This window comes from Mesorhizobium sp. P2_B11, assembly GCF_056404855.1.
The window spans coordinates 106,511-123,522 of record NZ_JBFUDF010000011.1; the positions used below are offsets into that span (position 1 = coordinate 106,511).

At 63.6% G+C, this 17,012-nt stretch carries 15 protein-coding genes; 7 read left to right on the top strand and 8 right to left on the bottom strand.

All coding sequences use genetic code 11. The annotated features are described in order from the left end of the window. Positions 1-199: 199 nt before the first annotated feature. Complete coding sequence (locus tag AC1DYJ_RS29110) at positions 200-961, top strand: SDR family NAD(P)-dependent oxidoreductase (protein ID WP_477287445.1); 762 nt, start codon at positions 200-202, stop codon at positions 959-961. An 11-nt stretch (positions 962-972) separates the two neighbouring features. Here the strand turns inward: AC1DYJ_RS29110 and AC1DYJ_RS29115 are convergent, their stop codons facing one another. From AC1DYJ_RS29115 to choX, 3 genes are all read right to left on the bottom strand, one after another. Next, on the bottom strand, positions 973-1,878 hold the full coding sequence (locus tag AC1DYJ_RS29115) for an AraC family transcriptional regulator (protein WP_477287447.1): 906 nt from the start codon (positions 1,876-1,878) through the stop codon (positions 973-975). Positions 1,879-1,953: 75 nt separating this feature from the next. Continuing rightward, on the bottom strand, positions 1,954-2,991 hold the full coding sequence (locus AC1DYJ_RS29120) for an alcohol dehydrogenase catalytic domain-containing protein (RefSeq protein ID WP_477287449.1): 1,038 nt from the start codon (positions 2,989-2,991) through the stop codon (positions 1,954-1,956). Next, the gene (choX, locus tag AC1DYJ_RS29125; RefSeq protein WP_477287451.1) at positions 2,992-3,921 is read right to left on the bottom strand and encodes a choline ABC transporter substrate-binding protein; all 930 of its coding nucleotides are present in this window, start codon (positions 3,919-3,921) and stop codon (positions 2,992-2,994) included. Positions 3,922-4,038: 117 nt separating this feature from the next. Between choX and betI the strand changes: the two genes are divergently transcribed. Then, positions 4,039-4,653, top strand: coding sequence for a transcriptional regulator BetI (gene betI, locus AC1DYJ_RS29130; RefSeq protein ID WP_477287453.1), 615 nt, complete (start codon positions 4,039-4,041; stop codon positions 4,651-4,653). Positions 4,654-4,745: 92 nt separating this feature from the next. On the opposite strand, the gene AC1DYJ_RS29135 is transcribed toward betI, so the two are convergent. The 5 genes from AC1DYJ_RS29135 to AC1DYJ_RS29155 form a co-directional block, all read right to left on the bottom strand. Beyond that, positions 4,746-5,504: an SDR family oxidoreductase gene (locus AC1DYJ_RS29135; protein ID WP_477287455.1), complete on the bottom strand. Its 759-nt coding sequence runs from the start codon at positions 5,502-5,504 to the stop codon at positions 4,746-4,748. Positions 5,505-5,622: 118 nt separating this feature from the next. After that, the gene (locus AC1DYJ_RS29140; RefSeq protein ID WP_477287457.1) at positions 5,623-6,210 is read right to left on the bottom strand and encodes a dihydrofolate reductase family protein; all 588 of its coding nucleotides are present in this window, start codon (positions 6,208-6,210) and stop codon (positions 5,623-5,625) included. Positions 6,211-6,354: 144 nt separating this feature from the next. Continuing rightward, positions 6,355-7,482, bottom strand: a complete 1,128-nt coding sequence (locus AC1DYJ_RS29145; RefSeq protein ID WP_477287459.1) for a serine hydrolase domain-containing protein — start codon at positions 7,480-7,482, stop codon at positions 6,355-6,357. A 10-nt stretch (positions 7,483-7,492) separates the two neighbouring features. Continuing rightward, positions 7,493-10,222, bottom strand: coding sequence for a carbohydrate-binding protein (locus AC1DYJ_RS29150; protein ID WP_477287461.1), 2,730 nt, complete (start codon positions 10,220-10,222; stop codon positions 7,493-7,495). Then, positions 10,219-12,447 carry an MGH1-like glycoside hydrolase domain-containing protein gene (locus tag AC1DYJ_RS29155; RefSeq protein WP_477287463.1) on the bottom strand — a complete coding sequence of 743 codons (2,229 nt, stop codon included), beginning with the start codon at positions 12,445-12,447 and terminating at the stop codon, positions 10,219-10,221. Before AC1DYJ_RS29155 ends, AC1DYJ_RS29150 begins: the two co-directional genes overlap by 4 nt. A 152-nt stretch (positions 12,448-12,599) precedes the next feature. Between AC1DYJ_RS29155 and AC1DYJ_RS29160 the strand changes: the two genes are divergently transcribed. The 5 genes from AC1DYJ_RS29160 to AC1DYJ_RS29180 are packed head-to-tail and all read left to right on the top strand — an operon-like array spanning position 12,600 to position 16,975. Beyond that, the gene (locus tag AC1DYJ_RS29160; protein WP_477287494.1) at positions 12,600-13,631 is read left to right on the top strand and encodes an ABC transporter substrate-binding protein; all 1,032 of its coding nucleotides are present in this window, start codon (positions 12,600-12,602) and stop codon (positions 13,629-13,631) included. Beyond that, positions 13,621-14,529, top strand: a complete 909-nt coding sequence (locus AC1DYJ_RS29165; protein ID WP_477287465.1) for an ABC transporter permease — start codon at positions 13,621-13,623, stop codon at positions 14,527-14,529. The genes AC1DYJ_RS29160 and AC1DYJ_RS29165 overlap by 11 nt, the downstream gene beginning before the upstream one ends. Before the next feature lie 10 nt (positions 14,530-14,539). Beyond that, positions 14,540-15,319, top strand: coding sequence for an ABC transporter permease (locus AC1DYJ_RS29170; protein ID WP_477287467.1), 780 nt, complete (start codon positions 14,540-14,542; stop codon positions 15,317-15,319). Then, positions 15,306-16,376, top strand: coding sequence for an ABC transporter ATP-binding protein (locus tag AC1DYJ_RS29175; protein WP_477287469.1), 1,071 nt, complete (start codon positions 15,306-15,308; stop codon positions 16,374-16,376). The genes AC1DYJ_RS29170 and AC1DYJ_RS29175 overlap by 14 nt, the downstream gene beginning before the upstream one ends. Continuing rightward, positions 16,373-16,975, top strand: coding sequence for a cysteine hydrolase family protein (locus tag AC1DYJ_RS29180; protein WP_477287471.1), 603 nt, complete (start codon positions 16,373-16,375; stop codon positions 16,973-16,975). Before AC1DYJ_RS29175 ends, AC1DYJ_RS29180 begins: the two co-directional genes overlap by 4 nt. The last annotated feature ends 37 nt before the right edge of the window (positions 16,976-17,012 follow it).

Here is a 17,012-nt window from a genome sequence, read left to right on the forward strand (position 1 = left end):
TGTAAAATAACGATCTTTTCTGACACAAATGACCACGCAGCGGATCTTACGGCAAATTTTGCACGAGATCACCCCATATCGGCTTGATTGGCATCGGGGCAGAATGATAGTTCCACTAACATCCGGGTACGCGCTAGAGTGGATCGCCGCCGCCTCTCCGCAGGGAGCGTTGGGGCGACAATGAAACGGGGCCAATGCGATGTCTTATCTCGCCAAATTCGATCTCAGCGGCCGCATCGCGCTGGTCACCGGTGCCGGCCAAGGCATTGGCGAGGCCTGTGCGACGGCGCTGGCCGAAGCGGGCACGCGCGTGCTGGTGACGGATCTCAACCTAGCCCGCGCGAAAACTGCCGCCGAAAAACTTACCGCTCGTGGGCTGCATGCAGAACCTCGGCAGCTCGATGTGACCAGCACCGCGCAACTCAACGCACTGGCCGACGAACTGCCGGCGCTTGACGTCGTCGTCTGCAATGCCGGCATCGCGGTCAACACGCCGGCAGAGGATATGTCGGACGAAGAATGGGACCGCGTCATCGGCATCAACCTGACCGGCGTGTTCAAGACCTGCCGTGCCTTCGGCCGCAAGATGCTTGGCGCCGGCCGCGGTTCGATCGTCAACATCGGCTCGATGTCAGCCGACATCGTCAACACGCCGCAGCCGCAGGTCCACTACAATGCCGCCAAGGCCGGCGTGCATCACCTGACGCGTTCTCTGGCGGTGGAATGGGCGCTGCGCGGCGTGCGCGTCAACGCGGTCGCGCCGACCTATATCGAGACGCCGCTGCTCGGCGATCCGGGGGAGCGCAAGGAGATGTTCGATCGCTGGATCGACCTGACGCCGATGAAGCGCCTGGGCAAGCCCGAGGAGATCGCTTCGGTGGTGCTGTTCCTGGCGTCCGATGCATCGAGCCTGATGACCGGCAGCATCGTCACGGCCGACGCCGGCTATACCTCGATCTGAACGACGGCATTTTAGTGCGCCGTCGCCTTGGCGTAGCGGCCGGGCGGCTGGCCGACATGGCGGCTGAAGGCGGTGCTGAAGGTGCTGGCCGATCCGTAGCCGACGCGCTCGGCGACGTCGGCAATGTCGATATCCTGCCGTCGCAGCATGTCTTTGGCCAGCGCCATGCGCCAGGCCAGCAGATATTCCATCGGCGGCACGCCGACGCTGCGGCTGAAGCGGTCAAAGAAGGCCGAGCGCGACAAGGCCGCCTCCTTTGCCAGCTCCGCCATCGTCCAGGAACGCGCCGGATCGGCATGCATCTGGCGGATGGCTTCGGCCAGCCGCACATCCCCCAGGCCTCGCAGCAGTCCGGCGGGCGCCGAGCGCGTCTGTGTGAGCCGCAAGGATTCGACCAGCAGGATCTCGATCAGCCGGGTCAGCACCAGCTCGCGCCCTGACTGGCGTTGGGCGGCCTCCTCGATCAACAGCTTCACCACGATCGACAGGCGCTCGACGCCACGCACATGAACCTGATCCGGCAGCAGCGAAACCAGAAGGCCGGAATCCTCGCTCTCGAACACCAAATAGCCACCGAGGATGCGCACATCAGCCGGTCCGTCCTGAGCGCCATGGCGAACTTCGCCTTCGGCCGTGAGCGCCGCGACATGCGGATCGATGATCTCGGGTATGACGGGCTCGAACCCCGTCATGGTGAAGCCCGGCGTCTTCGGCAGCAGAATGAAATCACCTGCCTCGAGCGTCAGTGCCTTTTGGCTGTCAACGGCCAACCGGCACGCACCCTCGATCACGATGGCAAAGCTCGGATGGCCAAACTCACCATAGCGAACGCCCCAACGGCCGGCGCCGCTGATGCCCTTTGTGAACACCGCCCGGGGCCGGAGCAGTTCAATGATTTCGGAAAGCGGATCGACCATGGAGTGGACTTTTCCAAACAAATGACCGAGCGTCAATTGTCGATAGTCCTCGTTCCAACGTGCTCGTCGCAGCGCTCAGCGCTGGCTGTCGGCAGCAAAGACGATCGCCTGCCTGCCCTCAGCGTTGCCTGCTTTCAGCCGGACCAATGCGTCGGTTGCCTCGGCCAGCGTGACGCGCTGGACCTGAGCCTCGAAGGGTTGCGCCTCGTGCAACTGGATCAACTCGCGCATCTGCGCGCGAGTGCCGACGCTTGTCCCGGTTATCCAGACACCGCTTGCGGTCAGCCACTCCTGGCTGAGCGGCACCGGTTGCGAGACCATTGCCGCCGCGATGATCCGGCCGCGCGGACGGATTGCCGCGACCATGGCATCCCAGCTTGCCGGCGTCGGCGCAAAATTGATGCAGACATGCGCACGCAAATCTGCCGGCCAGTTGTCGGCCAACTCCGGCGAGGCAAGAAGCGTGTGCTCGGCGCCAAGCGAAGCTGCCAGACGAAGCTTGGCTTCATCCGTGTCGATGGCGACGACCACGGCGCCAAGCCGCCGGGCAATCTGGATGGCGTAGAGGCCCAAGCCGCCACAGCCAAAGACGGCACAAATCTCTCCAGCTTTGACCCCCGCCCGCTGCACGGCGCCAAAAGCGGTCAGGCCGGCGCACATCAGCGGCGCCAGCACCGCCGCATCGCCCTCCTCCGGCAGTCGCGCGGCAAAGCGTGCATCGGCTACGACATATTCGGCAAAAGTGCCTGCAACATCGAAGCCGTGCGCGCGCTGGTGCTGGCAGAAAGACTCCATTTCGGCGTGGCATTCGTCGCAGTGGCCGCACGTGTCGTGCAGCCAGGCAACGCCGGCACGCTCGCCAAGGCGCCAGCCCGAAACACCGGCGCCGAGTTGAACCACCCTGCCCACGCCCTCATGGCCGAGAATTGCCGTCAGCTGCCCTGACGCGGACCGTACGTGACCTTGCCAGATATGCACATCGGTATGGCATATGCCGCTTGCTTCCAGGCGAACCAGTATCTCTCCTGGACCGGGCTGCGGCCGCGGCACGTGCATGACGCGCAGCGGCTGACCTGCGCTCTCCAGCACGGCCGCCAGCATGCTCTGGTTCATCTAGAGACCCAGCGCGCTTTTCACGACCGGCAGGCCCGGCTGACCGTCAAAGGTCGAGACGCCGTCCAACCATTTCGCCAGCTTGTCGGGGTTGCGCTTGATCATTTCGCGGGCGGCTTCGTCGGCGGATTTCCCATCCCCCAGGATCATCCGCATGCCGTAGTTCTCGTAGGTGAGATCGAAGGCCAGATTGGCAAACAGCTTGGCCGCGTTGGGGCATTCCGTCGAAAAGCCCTTGCGGGCGATGGTGCGGACCGTGGCGCCACCGAAATTCGGGCCGAACTCGATGTCCCCACCCGACAAATAGGTAATCTTGTAGTCGAGATTCATCGGATGCGGTTCCCAACCGAGGAACACGACCCAACCCTTGTCCGCCACCGAGTTCGCGACCTGCGTCAGCATTGCCGCCTCGCTGGACTCGATGATCTGCCATTCGCCGAGCCCATGGCGGTTGGCCGCCACCATATCGAGCAGCGGCTTGTTCGAGCCCGCCTCGATGCCATAGATCTTGCTGCCGAATTTGTCGGCGTGGGCGGCGAGATCATCGAAGCTTTTGACGCCCTGATCCGCGACATATTGCGGTACGGCGAGCGTGTATTTGGCACCCTCCAGATTGATGCCCAGCACTTCGACCGATCCCTCGTCGAAGTAGGACTTGTATTCCTCGTCCTGGACGGGTCGCCAGTTGCCCAGGAACACATCCATGTCGTTTTCCTTCAGCGCCGAATAGGCGACGCCGAGGCCGAGCAAGGTCTGCGAGGCGTCGTAGCCCAGGGCGTCGAGGATGACCTCGGCGGTGGTGTTGGTCAGCGCAATGTCGGTCCAGCCGAGGTCCGCCATGCGGACCTTCTGGCACTGCGCCGCATCGGCGGCCATGGCGGGTGAAGCGATCAACCCGGAAAGCAAGGCAAGGATGACTGTCGTACGCATTCTTGGTTCCCCATTTTCTTGATGAGACGACTGCCAGCCAACGCTATTGCGTCTGCGCTGTATGTCAATATAGAATCTTGTATGAGCATACAAAAATCTAATTTGCTAGAAAGGGAAATGGCGACTCACGGCAAGCGAACCAGAATCGAGGACATACGGCGCGTCGAACTGATAGCGGCTGCGCATCGCGTGTTTCTCGAGCATGGGCTGCAAGGCATGACCTCGGCCCGCATATGCCGCGAAGCCGGCATGTCGCCCGGCATTCTCGCTTATTATTTCAAGGGCAAGGACGAAGTCCTGTTGGGCATGGTGCGCTACAACAACCGCCTGCTGATGGAAGATGTCATCGCGCGACTGGGTAAGGCCCAGACCCATTGGGCGCGGCTGGAAGCGATCGTCGAGGGCAACTTTCCCGCGCAGGCTTTCACCCGCCCGATCGCCAGCGCCTGGATTTCGGTTTGCGCCGAAGCCGGCGTGAACGAGCAATATGCCAGGCTCCAGCGTGTGTTCCACCGGCGGCTGCGCTCCAACCTGGCCTCGGTGTTTGGCGACATGTTCGATGCGGCGCGCCTGCACGAAGCGAGCCTGATCATCGCCGCCCTGCTCGACGGGCTCTGGCTGCGCAAGGCGGTCGCCGACGATATCGGACGCGATGCGGCCATCACCCTGGTGTTTCGTGGAATCCGCTCCCTGGTGAGCGACAAGGAAGAGAAGCTTCTGCGTCAGGCCTAAAGCCCAGCCGGGCGGTGGCTCCGCGACGGCGGCAATGAGCCTCCGCCGCACCCGGCGACACTTTCGCCGATGCGGCAAAGATCGCGGCGGAACTAGGCAGCCACCGCACGCCGCGCCTGGCTCAGCGCCACCGCATCAGGTCCGGCGGGGAGGCTCATCGTTGCTGACTCATCGTGCGCGGCCTTCCAGACGATTTCGGCGACGTCTTCAGGAACGGTGTGCGCCGTCGGCCGGGTCATCTCCGCGAAGATCTCGCCGGCATAGCCGGCATAGGCTTCGGGAATGAAGCGCTCGACATAGGACGCGGCATCGCGCGAGAAGGCGGTCGTCGGTCCGTATCCCGGCTGAACCATTTTCACGCGAATGCCGAAATGATTGAGCTCATTGGCAAGCGAGGCAGTGAAGCCTTCAACCGCCGTCTTGCTGGCGGTGTAGATGGCGACCAGCGGCATCGGCGCCAGCACGGCGCTGGAAGTGACATTGATGAGCGTGCCCGAACGGCGGGCGCGAAACTGCGGGATCACCGCCTGGGTCATGGCCATGACACCGAACGTGTTGGTCTCGAAGACCTCGCGCGCCGTGTCGATCGACGTCGCTTCAAAGGCGCCGAACATGCCGATGCCGGCATTGTTGACCAGCACATCGATCGGCCCAGCGGCTTCTACCGCGGCCCTGATGCTGTCGGCATTGGTGACGTCCAACGGCACGATATGGATGCGGTCGGATTTGGGCAGCGCATCCTCGCGCGGCGTGCGCATCGCGGCGACAACGTTCCAGCCTTTGGCGTGAAAAAGTCTGGCGGTTGCGAGGCCGTAGCCCGACGAGGTTCCGGTGATGAAAACGGTCTTCATGGCAATCTCCTTCGTTTTGGATGATGCCAAGATAGCCGTTCAAATCCGGACTATATATAATCGAAAGTCCATATGTGGTTTGCATTAGTCCAAGTTTTGAGGCGCACCGGCGGCCGGCTCACGTCGCCCGATAGATCTGCGCCACCGCGCCGCCCGGAAAGGCCTTCGAGCTCGTCAGTTTGAACGGCATCGGCGCGGCGAGTTCGGAAAACAACGGCAGGCCTTTGCCCAGCGCCACTGGATGCACCAGCAGAATGAACTGGTCGACCAGTCCCTGGGCGACGAGACTGCGGGCAAAGCTCACGCCGCCATGGGCGATGATCGGCTTGCCGCCTTGAGCCTTCAACGTCGCGATTTCCTCCGCCAGGTCGCCACTCGCCACATAGGCCTGCCCCCAACTCGCTGCCCCGGGCTGCAGTGCGTCCTTGGATGCCTTATCGCCCAGGATCGCCGGCCCCTGCCGCGAGAAGACAGCCTTGGGGATCTGGTTCATCGGCGGCGCGAACATGTCTGTGGAGGTCGGCCAGTAAGCGGCCATGCTGCGGAAGGTGCGACTGCCCATAATGTGCAGGCTGGCGTTGCCTACCGTCTCGACAGACCAGGCCTTCGCCTCCTGATCGCTGCCGAACATCCATGTGTTCACGCCGTCCAGATCACTCACGAAGCCGTCGATCGATATGGACATCTTCAAGATCAGATCTCTCACGGCTTCCTCCCTGGGGCGTTGCTAACCAAGGACGGGCCAAGCCGACAAGCTCCGACAGATCGCGATGATTTTTCCGAGCAGTTCACCGTTTCACGGAAACGACGACCTGCTCCGACTCTTTGTTTTTCACGATCACGACGTGCATCAAAGCGCGTCGTAGACGGCGTCGATCACACCCTTGCGGCGCGGGTCCATGTCGTCGAAACCGAGCATCCGGTTGGTGACATAGCCGAAGCCGACACCGGCGGCAGGATCGGCAAAGCCGATGGCGCCGCCCCAGCCGCTGTGGCCGAACGTTTGCGGCGATGCGCGCCCGGCATAGGTCGGATCCTCCATCTGATAGCCGGCGGCGAAGGCTGTCGGCAACGCGAAGCTGTCGTCCATGCCGCGAATGCGAGGTCTTGCCGCTCCTGCGATTGCAGTAGGCCCGATCAGAGGCTTGCCCTCCCAAACGCCGCCGGCCGCCATCATGCCGTAGATGCGTGCCAATGCGTGTGCCGTCGACTGGCCATTGCCGCCCGGCACTTCGGCGGCGCGCCAGGCGCGATCGTTGGGCGCCAATGCGCGGGGTGTCGGATTATCGCCTGCATGAGGAAAGGGCGAGGCGCGGACGGACTCGACCCAGTCCGAAGTCTTTGGACCTGCAATCATCTCGGCGGCCCTGGCATCCTCGCTGGCCGGCAGACCGACATGAAAATCGGCGCCAAGCGGGTCTGCGATCTCTTCGGCGATGAAGCGGCCCATGCTTCGCCCATCGGCGCGACGCAGCACTTCGCCGGCTAGGTGGCCGTAGGTAAGGGCGTGATAGACACAACGGCTGCCCGGCTCCCACAGCGGCGACATGGCGGCAAGCGCATCGACAAAAGGCGCCCATGCCAGCAGCCCCGCCTCGTCCATCGGCACGGCGAGACCGTTCAGCCCGGCCTGATGCGACATCACCTGATCGAGCGTGATGCGCTCCTTGCCGCCGGCCGCAAACTCCGGCCAATAGCGCGCAACGGGGGCGGCATAGTCGAGCTTGCCGCGCTCCACCAGCATGGCGATCGCCAAGGCCACGACGCCTTTGGTGCAAGACCAGACATTGACCAGCGTGTCCTGCCGCCAGGGACGGCTGCGCGCGGCATCCGCATGACCGCCCCACAGATCGACGACGGTCTTGCCGTGGACCACGACCGACACGCCGCCGCCATGTTCGAGCCCTTGCGCGAAAGACTTACCAAACGCGTCGCGCACACCAGCAAAGCGTGGATCGCAGATACCTTCGATGTTCATGCGCGACTTCTCATTCGGTTCCCCAACGCGATGCAGTGTCAGTGGCTGTCCCTGGATTGGCAACCAGGCTCTGGCGACCAGCACAGAGACATGGTGCCGCAGTCAGTCCCGAGGGCAGTGGCGTGCCGCCCCAAAAGGGCGTTTCTGCATAGTAACGATTTGCCGCCGTGTTCCTGACGCGAAGCTCGACTGCAACGTCACCCCGCGAGACAGGCAGGACGAAGCGCGCTTCTCCCGCGACATGGCGCCCTATAAGCGCGCCGTCGAGCCAAAGCTCCGCCGTTTCATGCAGGCCCGGCAGCAGCAGATGCCAGACGAGACCGTCGGCGAGGTCAGGCAGGTTTGCGTGCCGGCGGTAGATCCCGGTGCCGGCGAAAGTAGCATGGCCTTGCCTCTCCCATCCGCGATCGACGGCAATCGAAATCGGTCCACCGCCGTCGATCTCCAGCGTCCAGCCATCGGAAAGGACGATCGGCGCCGGCACGTCAGCATGCGCCGTGTGGTGATGCTGGCCGGCATCGACCGAGCTGTTCGATGCCGGGTCGCCATTCCGGATCGACAGGCACACCAGTCGCTGGGCACCAACATCGAGGGTCAACGTTCCATTGACCACCGTATATGACGTGACCGCCACCTCGCCGCTCTCGGGATTCCACAACGAGATGTCCGGCGTCCGCTCGGCGAGGCGGATGTTCAGCCGCCGCGCGATCGCCTGATCGTTGAAAGCAGCCAGCCGCCAGCTGTCGCCGCACCGCGACACCGAACTCCAGCAAGGACCATCTTCGAAGCTGATATCGGGCAGCGGGCGCGGCTCGGCGGCGACAAGGCGTGCGATATCTTGCTGTGCCGCATCCGGCCGATGCACGACATGCCCATTCGCAGCAAGGCTGGTCAAAAGCGCGGCGCAGGATGGCTCCTCGCCTTTCATTCTGGTTTTGTGCGGCAGCGGGCCGGTCGCCAGCAGCCGGCCGCCGTTTCGCACGAAAGCGGCGATGGTCTCGGCCGTGTCAGCCGAGGCGAGCGTCGTGACAGCAGGCAGCACCAGCGTCTCGTAGCACGGCTTTCCGCCCAGCACCGTGCCAAACATGCGCTCGTCCACAATGTCATAGCCGAGGCCCGCGCGCGCCAGCGCTTCGGCCCACCAGCCGAAATGGTCTCCGCAGGCCGGTGCCATCGCCTCGGCACGGATCGTCTCGAGCGGATAGAAAAGCGCCACCGGCCGCAGCGGTTCGCCATCCTCCAGAAAGGCCGAGAGCCGCGCCAGTTCCGCGAAGATCGCCGGGCAGTCCTCCCACCACGGCTCGAAATTGAAGGCCGGCGGAAAATCGAACCGGGCACTGAGCAGTCCATCACCCTTGGCGCCATCGGTGACATTACAGGCGTGCAGCAGGATCTGCCGTGCGCCGAACAGGAGATGGCGGATCGCCTGCGCGCGAAAACGCTCGGCTGTCAGACCCCATTGGCCGGCAAGGCCCGGCGCGCCGGTTTCCCGCCCGGTCGAATACTGCTCGATCATGCAGCGCCGGCGGCCATGCGCCCGTGCCACGCTGTCGCCAAGCTTGGCGGAAAGCTGCGGCGCATAGTCGGCGGCGTCGACCGCCGTCGTGCTGCGATAGGCGTCGACGCCGAAATAGTCGACGCCCGGCATGCTGCGCGGATCGAATCCCTTGAGGCCGGCGTGCAGTCCCCAGGCGCCGACATGGGTCAGAAGTTCGTGCCCGGTAAAGCCGACGCCGCGCTCAGAGGCCCAGCGCGACAGAGTTCCGAAGAAGGCTTCATGCATGCGCCTTCCATAGGCTTCGAAAAAGCCGGCTCGCAGCGCAGCCGTGCGCGGACCGACGTCGCGCAGCAGCGACAGCAATTGCATGGCGTCGACCGCGTCGGCGGCGTCCCAGAGCAGGCTGTTGCCGAGATTGCCATGGTGCTCGTCCCAGACGTGAAAACCGGCATAGGGATGGTCGAAGAAGAAGCCGTCCGCCGCGCCACCGGCGGCGTCCAGCAGCGGCGCATAGACGGTGTCGGCAAACCGTTGCGCCGCTTCCGGCAGGAGATAGTTGATGAGCCGGGAGGTCAGGCACCGCGCCGATGCAAAGACGGTGACAGCGCTGCCAGCCGCAACGGCGCCATCATGCTCGACCACGATGCGGCACGCGGCGTCACCGGTTAGCTCTATGCTGATAGCGCCCGTCACCGGCCGTACGGTGCTTTCGGCCGCAATCGCCGACTCCGGGTGCGAGACGGCCAGCACAATCTGCCAGTCGCCCCAGCGCGGCACGCCGTCCTCGTAGCACCAGGTGCGGCCGGCCTCGCCGAGGAAATCGAGAAACGGCGAGTGGATGTTGGAAATCGTGAGTTCGGTGCGCGTGCCCTGCACCACCCCGCTCGTCCAGAACAGATGGCGCTCGCGCAGATGATCCGCGCCATTGACGGTGCGCCCTCCGCCATGGCCCGACATCCAGCCATACTCGTCGTAGATGGTGACCCTGAGGCCCAGCCGCTGCGCCTCGGCGGCCGCATCGCGATACGCATCCATATACGCAGGCGACAGATAGGATTCGAGCGCAAGCGCGCGGCGCGCCTGGATCATCACCGTGCCGACGCCTTTTTCGCTTATATCCGCCAATTGCCGGCGAATTTCCGATGCGCTCGGAATACGGTGCCAGAACCAGAACACCGCCGGCCGAAAATCCGGCCCCGGCTTGCGAAACCATTCCGGCCCGTCAAGCAAGTTGCCGCTCACGGTGTCGGCGTCAGATGGAAGTCAAGCTGCGCGCCGGCCCCTGCCCCCGACAGATCCACGACGCGGCATCCGTCGTCGAGCACCGTCGCGATCTCCTGCCCATCGAGGCGCGCCGACACCAGGCGCACGGCCATGGCCGGCCCGAGCCGGAAGCTCGCACTGCCCGGGCAACCCTCGGGGAAGCGGACCGACAGAAGCCCTCTTTCCACGACGATCTGGCTGATGCGGCCCCTGTGGTCGGTGGAAAACAGCATGGAGTCTCTGGCCGAAAGCGTCAGCGTCCCCGCTTCGACCGTGACCACGACATCACCGGCGGGGCTCGACAGCGGCCCCAGCCGCACGGCTTCGCCATTGTTTGCCAATTCCCATCCGTGCCACGGGCCGATGTCCATGACCTGGCTAACTCCGAGCAGCGGCAGCATGGCGCCCCAGGTGTAGAACGGATCGGCATCGCCTTGATCGATGATCTCGCCGGTCTCGGCATTGTAGTTCTCACCGCAAAGCCGCGAAGTCGTCCAGGACTGCTCGAACATGGCAAGGCTTTTGCGGGCAAATTCGGCTGCCTCCAGCTCGAATCCATAACGGCGCAGGCCTTGCCAGACGAAATAGTTGACATTGCCCCAGATGCGCCCGCGCCAATAAACGTTTTCCTTGTAGGCGGGATCGTTGCGCGACGCATTGGGCAGAACGAACTGCCCGCCGAATGTCGCGGGATCGGCGAGGTGCTCAAGAAGCCGGGCTGCCTGCGCCTCGCTGGCTGCGCCGCACAACAGCGGATAGAAACTCGTCGGGCCGACGCTGGAGACGAAGCCGCCATCGCGCTGCCGGTTGGCGAACAGCCCGCGCGCCTCGTCCCACAGTTCAGCCCGGATTTTGTCGCGTGTATCCTGCGCCAGCGTCTCGAGACTTGCGGCATCGTCGACGTGGCCGAGTTCCCGGGCGATCTTTCCCAGCATTTCGGTGTCGAGCGCCAGCGCGCAGTTGAGCCCGACGTCAAACGTCGACAGCGAGCGTGTGGCGGGGTCGTAGACCGCCTCGTCATGCGTTGCGGAATTGTCCATGCCGGTTTCGTTGCGCGCGCCGAAAGCCGTGCCCTTGTAGAGGGCGTCGCCAACGTCCGATGTGCCGCAGGAAACCAGCCCGCGGCCGTCCGGATCGCGGCTGGCTCGCCACCACCGGTTGTTCCGCAGCAATGGGCCGTAGGCGTTTTCGAGCAGCGACCGGTCCCGGCTGCGCAGATACATCGTCCAGGCGATAAAGGCGCCGTGCGGCGCCTGGCTACGGTCGACCCAGGAATCGCGCGAGGTCAGCAGGCAGGCGAAATTGCCCTGCGGGGTGGCACTTGCCATCGCGACGTCGAAATTTTCACGCGCCAGCGACGGATCGAAAAGACCGGCCATCAGCGCCGCGAAGGTCTGGTCGTTGAACCAGACGGCGAAGCCGCCGAGATTCCAGATGCGGCTGATCGCGGTATAGGGGCGGGCATTGATGCGGTCGTAAAGCGTGTTCCAGCCGATCACGTCGCGCACCGCGTCGAGCGCACCCTCGTTGCGCCCGGTGTGAAGCGGCGCGGCGGGTGTCGCGTCTGTTACCAGCGCTTCCTTCGCCGTCTTCACCGCAAGCGCCCGGCTGTCAGCCACCGCCGCGGCAAACCTGGCTTGCGGCATCATTTCGAGATTGAAGCGTAGCGCGATCACCTTTGCGGAATTCGAACGGCTCGAGAGATCGAAGTAACCGTTGGCGTCCATGTCGGCGACCAGGGCTTCGATGCTGTCGTGACCGGTCACTTGTACCGGCGCGTCGCGCGAAACCAGCGACACGTATCGCTGTCCGACGGCCAGGGTCGCGGCACCGTCTTCATGGCTGTAGGTGACCTCTTCCCCGTTCTCCGCCGACAAGCAAATCACGACCCAATAGCGCAGGCCCCACTCCTGCTTTTCACGCACCGACCAGCTGCCTTCGATGCAAAAGGGATCGCGTTTTGCGTAGGAGAATTCGAGCCGTGTGCCGCCATGCGTGGTCTCGAAATCGATAGCCTCGCCATGCAGGCCGTGGCGTCCGAAGCGAATTTCGGAGGGCGGGCGGATGGTTGTCGCCTTGCGCGCGGAAGACGAGAACAGCACCGGCGTGATGCGTGCGCCGAGCGGCAAAAACACAATCTCTCCCGGACGTTCCGACCATGTGTTCCAGGCACTTTTGGCGGGCACATTGGCGTTTTTTAGCATGTGATATTTCCGTTGGATCGATGATGAGCGGAGCGGGCGGCAGTGGGCGAATTAGAGATCACTTGACAATTAAGCCATCTCGAAGTTTGTTTGTACACTAACAAAAATGGGAGAAGAACATGCAACAGACACGACGCAGTTTTCTGACGATCATGGGCGCTGCCGCAGCGGCCGGTTTGGCTGGGCCGAGGCTGGCACGGGCCGCGACCAGCATAACGGTTCTCAACTGGCAGGGCTACGGCACCGACGAGGCCTGGGCGGTGAAGGCCTTCACCGAAAAGACCGGAATCCAGGTGGTGCACGACTATTTCAGCTCGGAACCGGAAATGCTGACCAAGCTGAGGACCAACCCCGGCGTCTACGACGTTGTGCTGATCAACAGCGCCCGCGTGTCGCAAGCCGTTGCCGACAGTCTGGTCGTTGCGGCCGACTTCAGCAAGGTGCCGAACAGCGCCGGGCTGTCACCGGATCTGGTCAACAGCGCGAACCGCAACATCAACGGCACAGGCTACGGCGTTCCGTGGGTCTGGGGCATGACGGCCATGGCTGCCCGTGAGGGCGGAACCATCCCGGACAGCTACGCGGCATTGGGCGACCCGGCCAATGTCGGGCGCGTGGCGCTGTCCGACGATGCCGTGACCATGGTGGCGCTTGTCGCGCTGCTAACCGGCCAGGACATGAACAAGCCGACCGATCTGGCCGCCATTACCGACAAGCTCAAGAGCTTCAAACCCAACGTCAAATTGATGTGGTCGAGCGAAGATCAGTGGAACAAATCGTTCGCCGCCAAGGAGTTCGACCTGTCCGTCTACTGGTCAGGGTCCTCGGCGCGGTCGAAGCGCATCTCCAAGCTTCCCGTCCAGTTCGTGGTTCCGAAGGAAGGCGCGCTGGTCTGGATGGATACGCTGAACGTCGTGTCCGGCAGCGCAAATCCGGATGCGGCCCTGGCCTTCATCAACTACATGATCGACCCTGAGTTCTATGTGGAATGGGCGACCAAGGTGGGTGCTCCGGCTTCGGCGAACACCACTGCCATGGACAAGCTGCCTGCCGACGACCTGACCCGCTTGATCCACGATCCCAAGTACCTCAAGACGTCGACAATCCAGGCCGCCCTCACCGACGAACAGCGCGAGGCGTTCAACAATCTCTGGCAAGAGGTCAAGGCATTCTATGCCGCTTGATCCTGCCAGTTCCACCCAACTGCGCGAGCCTGGCGGCTCGCGCAAGCCGTTGCCGCCATGGGCGTCGACGGCTGCGTTGCTGGTGCCGACCTATGGCTGGCTGACGCTTGCGGTGTTCCTGCCGCTCTGCACCATGTTCGCGTTCAGTTTCCTGACCGCGACGCCGATGGGCAAGGCCCCGATCGTCTTCACGTTCAAGCAATACCGGGCCTTTGTCGATCAACCCTATCTGCTCGGCGTCGCCTGGCAATCCCTGCTGATGGGCTTCTGGACGACGTTTTTCTGCGCGGTGCTGGGCTTCTTTGCCGCCCTGGCGCTGGTGCGCGCCACCGAGGGCAAGGTGCGCGAGACACTGCTGATCCTGGTGCTGCTGCCGTTCTGGACGAACGGTCTGGTGCGCGTGTTTTCCTGGACCATGGTGCTGCGCGAAGGCGGCTTTCTCGACTATGCTATCCATTCGGTCTGGCCCGGCGCGGGGTCGGTCGGATTCCTCTACACGCGGCAGGCTGTCGTGGTCGGCCTGGTGCATGGCTATCTGCCCTACATGATCCTGACCTGCTACATCGCGCTGGTCACGATCGACAACACCATCATTGAGGCCGCCAGCAGCCTTGGCGCCCGCTGGTGGACCATCCTTTGGAAGATCCTGCTGCCTATGGCCGCGCCTGGCCTGATCTCCGGATCGGTCCTGATCTTCGTACCGGTAATCGGCTCGTTCATGGAACCGAGAATCCTCGGTGGCCGCGTCGGCGTGACCATGGGCACGGTGATCGAGGACCAGTTCACGCAAGCCTTCAACTGGCCGCTCGGCGCCGCGCTGTCCTTCACCATGCTTGCGGTCGTGCTTGGCATCTTCGCCACCTTCTCCGGCGTGCTGCGCCGCGGCACGGCCTTGTGAGGATGCGAAGATGAAGATCGCCGCCCGCTTCTACATCGCCGCCATCCTCGCCTTCCTCTATCTGCCGATCCTGGTGATGATGGCGATGGGGTTCAACGAATCCCCGCTCTACGAACTGCCGTTCAGCTTCTCGACCCGCTGGTATGAAGCGCTTGCCGGCAACGCTCCGCTCGTCAATTCCGGCATCAACAGCCTCTGGATCGCGGTCGCCACGTCGATCATCGCCACGGTGCTCGGCACCATGGCTTCCGTCGCGCTGTCGCGGAGGACCTTTCGCGGCAAGACGCTGCTTCAGCTGATGCTCTTGCCGCCGATCGCCATTCCCTGGCTGATCACCGGCACGGCGATGCTGGTGTTCTTCTTCTACAGCGGCATCGGCCGCGGCCTGCATGCACTGCTGATCGGCCATGTCGCGCTTGCCATCCCCTATGTGGTGCTGGTCGTCGGCACGGGTTTCCAGACCGTGCGCGCAGATCTCGAGGAGGCGGCGATGAGCCTCGGCTCGACACCGGTACATGCCTTCTTCTCGATCACCTTGCCGCTGCTCTATCCGAGCATCCTGGGCGCTGCGCTGTTTGCCTTCGCCGTCTCGCTCGATCAGTTCGTCATCTCGTACTTCCTTGCCACGCCCGGATTCTCGACCCTGCCGGTGCAGATCTATTCGGCAATTCGCAAGGGTTTCACCCCGGAGATCAACGCCATCTCGACCATCCTTTTGGTCGGCTCGATGGCGGTCATCGTGATCTTCGCCCTGTTCGCAAAGCCGGGAGGCGTCAGTGACAAACGTTGAAGTTCGTTCGATCGCCAAGAATTACGGCTCGGTCCCCGTCCTCACGGATATTTCCACGGACTTCACGCAAGGGTCCTTCACCAGCCTGCTCGGACCGTCCGGGTCAGGGAAAACCACGCTGCTGCGTATCATTGCCGGGTTCATCATCCCGGATCAGGGCAATGTCGCGATCGGCGGAAACGATGTTACGCGCACGCCGGTCTGGGCGCGCAACATCGGCATGGTGTTCCAGTCCTACGCGCTGTTTCCGCATATGACGGTGAACGAAAACGTCGCGTTCGGGCTCGCGCGCCGCGGCATCAAGGGCGAGGAGTCGCGCAAGCAGGTCGAGCGCGCACTCGAGCTTGTGCGCCTGCCCGGCTTCGGCGACCGTAAACCCAAGCAATTGTCCGGCGGCCAGCAGCAGCGTGTCGCGCTGGCCAGGGCGATCGTCACCAAGCCGAGCGTGCTTCTGCTCGACGAGCCGCTTTCCGCGCTTGACCGCCGGTTGCGCCAGGAGATGCAGGTGGAACTGATCCGCATCCAGAAGGAAAGCGGCCTGACCACCATCTTCGTCACCCACGATCAGGAAGAGGCGCTGACACTGTCGGACAAGGTGGCGATCCTGGACCGCGGCCGCATCGTGCAGATCGGCGCTCCCACGGAGGTCTACGAGCGGCCGAAGACCCGCTTCGCGGCGGAATTTCTCGGCGACACGAATTTCCTCACCGGCACGGTCGTTGCAGGCGGCATCAGGCTTGCCAACGGATCGACCGTGGCCGTCGACGCACCGCTGCCTGCCACGGGAAGCGAAGCGACCGTCGCGGTGCGGCCGGAAAAGATTGTCATCAGGGACGCGGCACGTGGTGGCAAAGACACCGACCGCAGCAACCGCGTCAGCGCCACGATATCGTCGTCGGTCTATGCGGGGACGGCGCTGACCTACGAGGCGGCCTTCGACGGGCTCAGCTTCAAGATCTTCGCCCAGAACAGCGATGCCAGGCCGCATTCGGTTGGCGACGTTGTGGAACTGACATGGTCGCCTTTGCACACTGTTCCGCTGGACGCGGCGGCATGAGCGAAACCTTACGCATCGGCCCCAATGCCGTTCATCTGTGCATCGACATGCAGCGCCTGTTTGCTGAACAAACGGAATGGCATACGCCGACGCTGGCCGACATCGTGCCCAACATCGCCAGGATCATCGAGGCCAAGCCCGACCGAACGATCTTCGCGCGCTTCACCGTGCCTGAAACGCCCGACGCGGCCGAAGGCAATTGGCGGAGCTACTACCAACACTGGTCGGGAATAGTGCAGGTATCGTCGAGCGACCCCGGCCTGGTCGAGGTGATCGAACCCCTTGCCGCGCTGGCGCGCCAGGCAGAGACCCTGGACAAGCCGACCTATTCAATGTTCGGCGTCAGTGGGCTGGCGGACCGGCTCGCCGCCCGCAATGTCGATACGCTGGTCATCACCGGCGTGGAGACGGATGTCTGCGTGCTCGCGACGGTCTTCGACGCCATCGACAGAGGATACAGGATCATCGTTGTGAAGGATGCCGTGACCAGCGGGTCGGTGGAATCCCACAAGGCGACCATAGACCTTTTGTTGCCGCGGATGCCGCAGCAGATCGCCCTTGCCAGCACCACCACGCTGCTCGCCAACTGGACGGATTGACCGCGGAGCGGCGCCGGTCGCGCACCGGCGTTGCCAG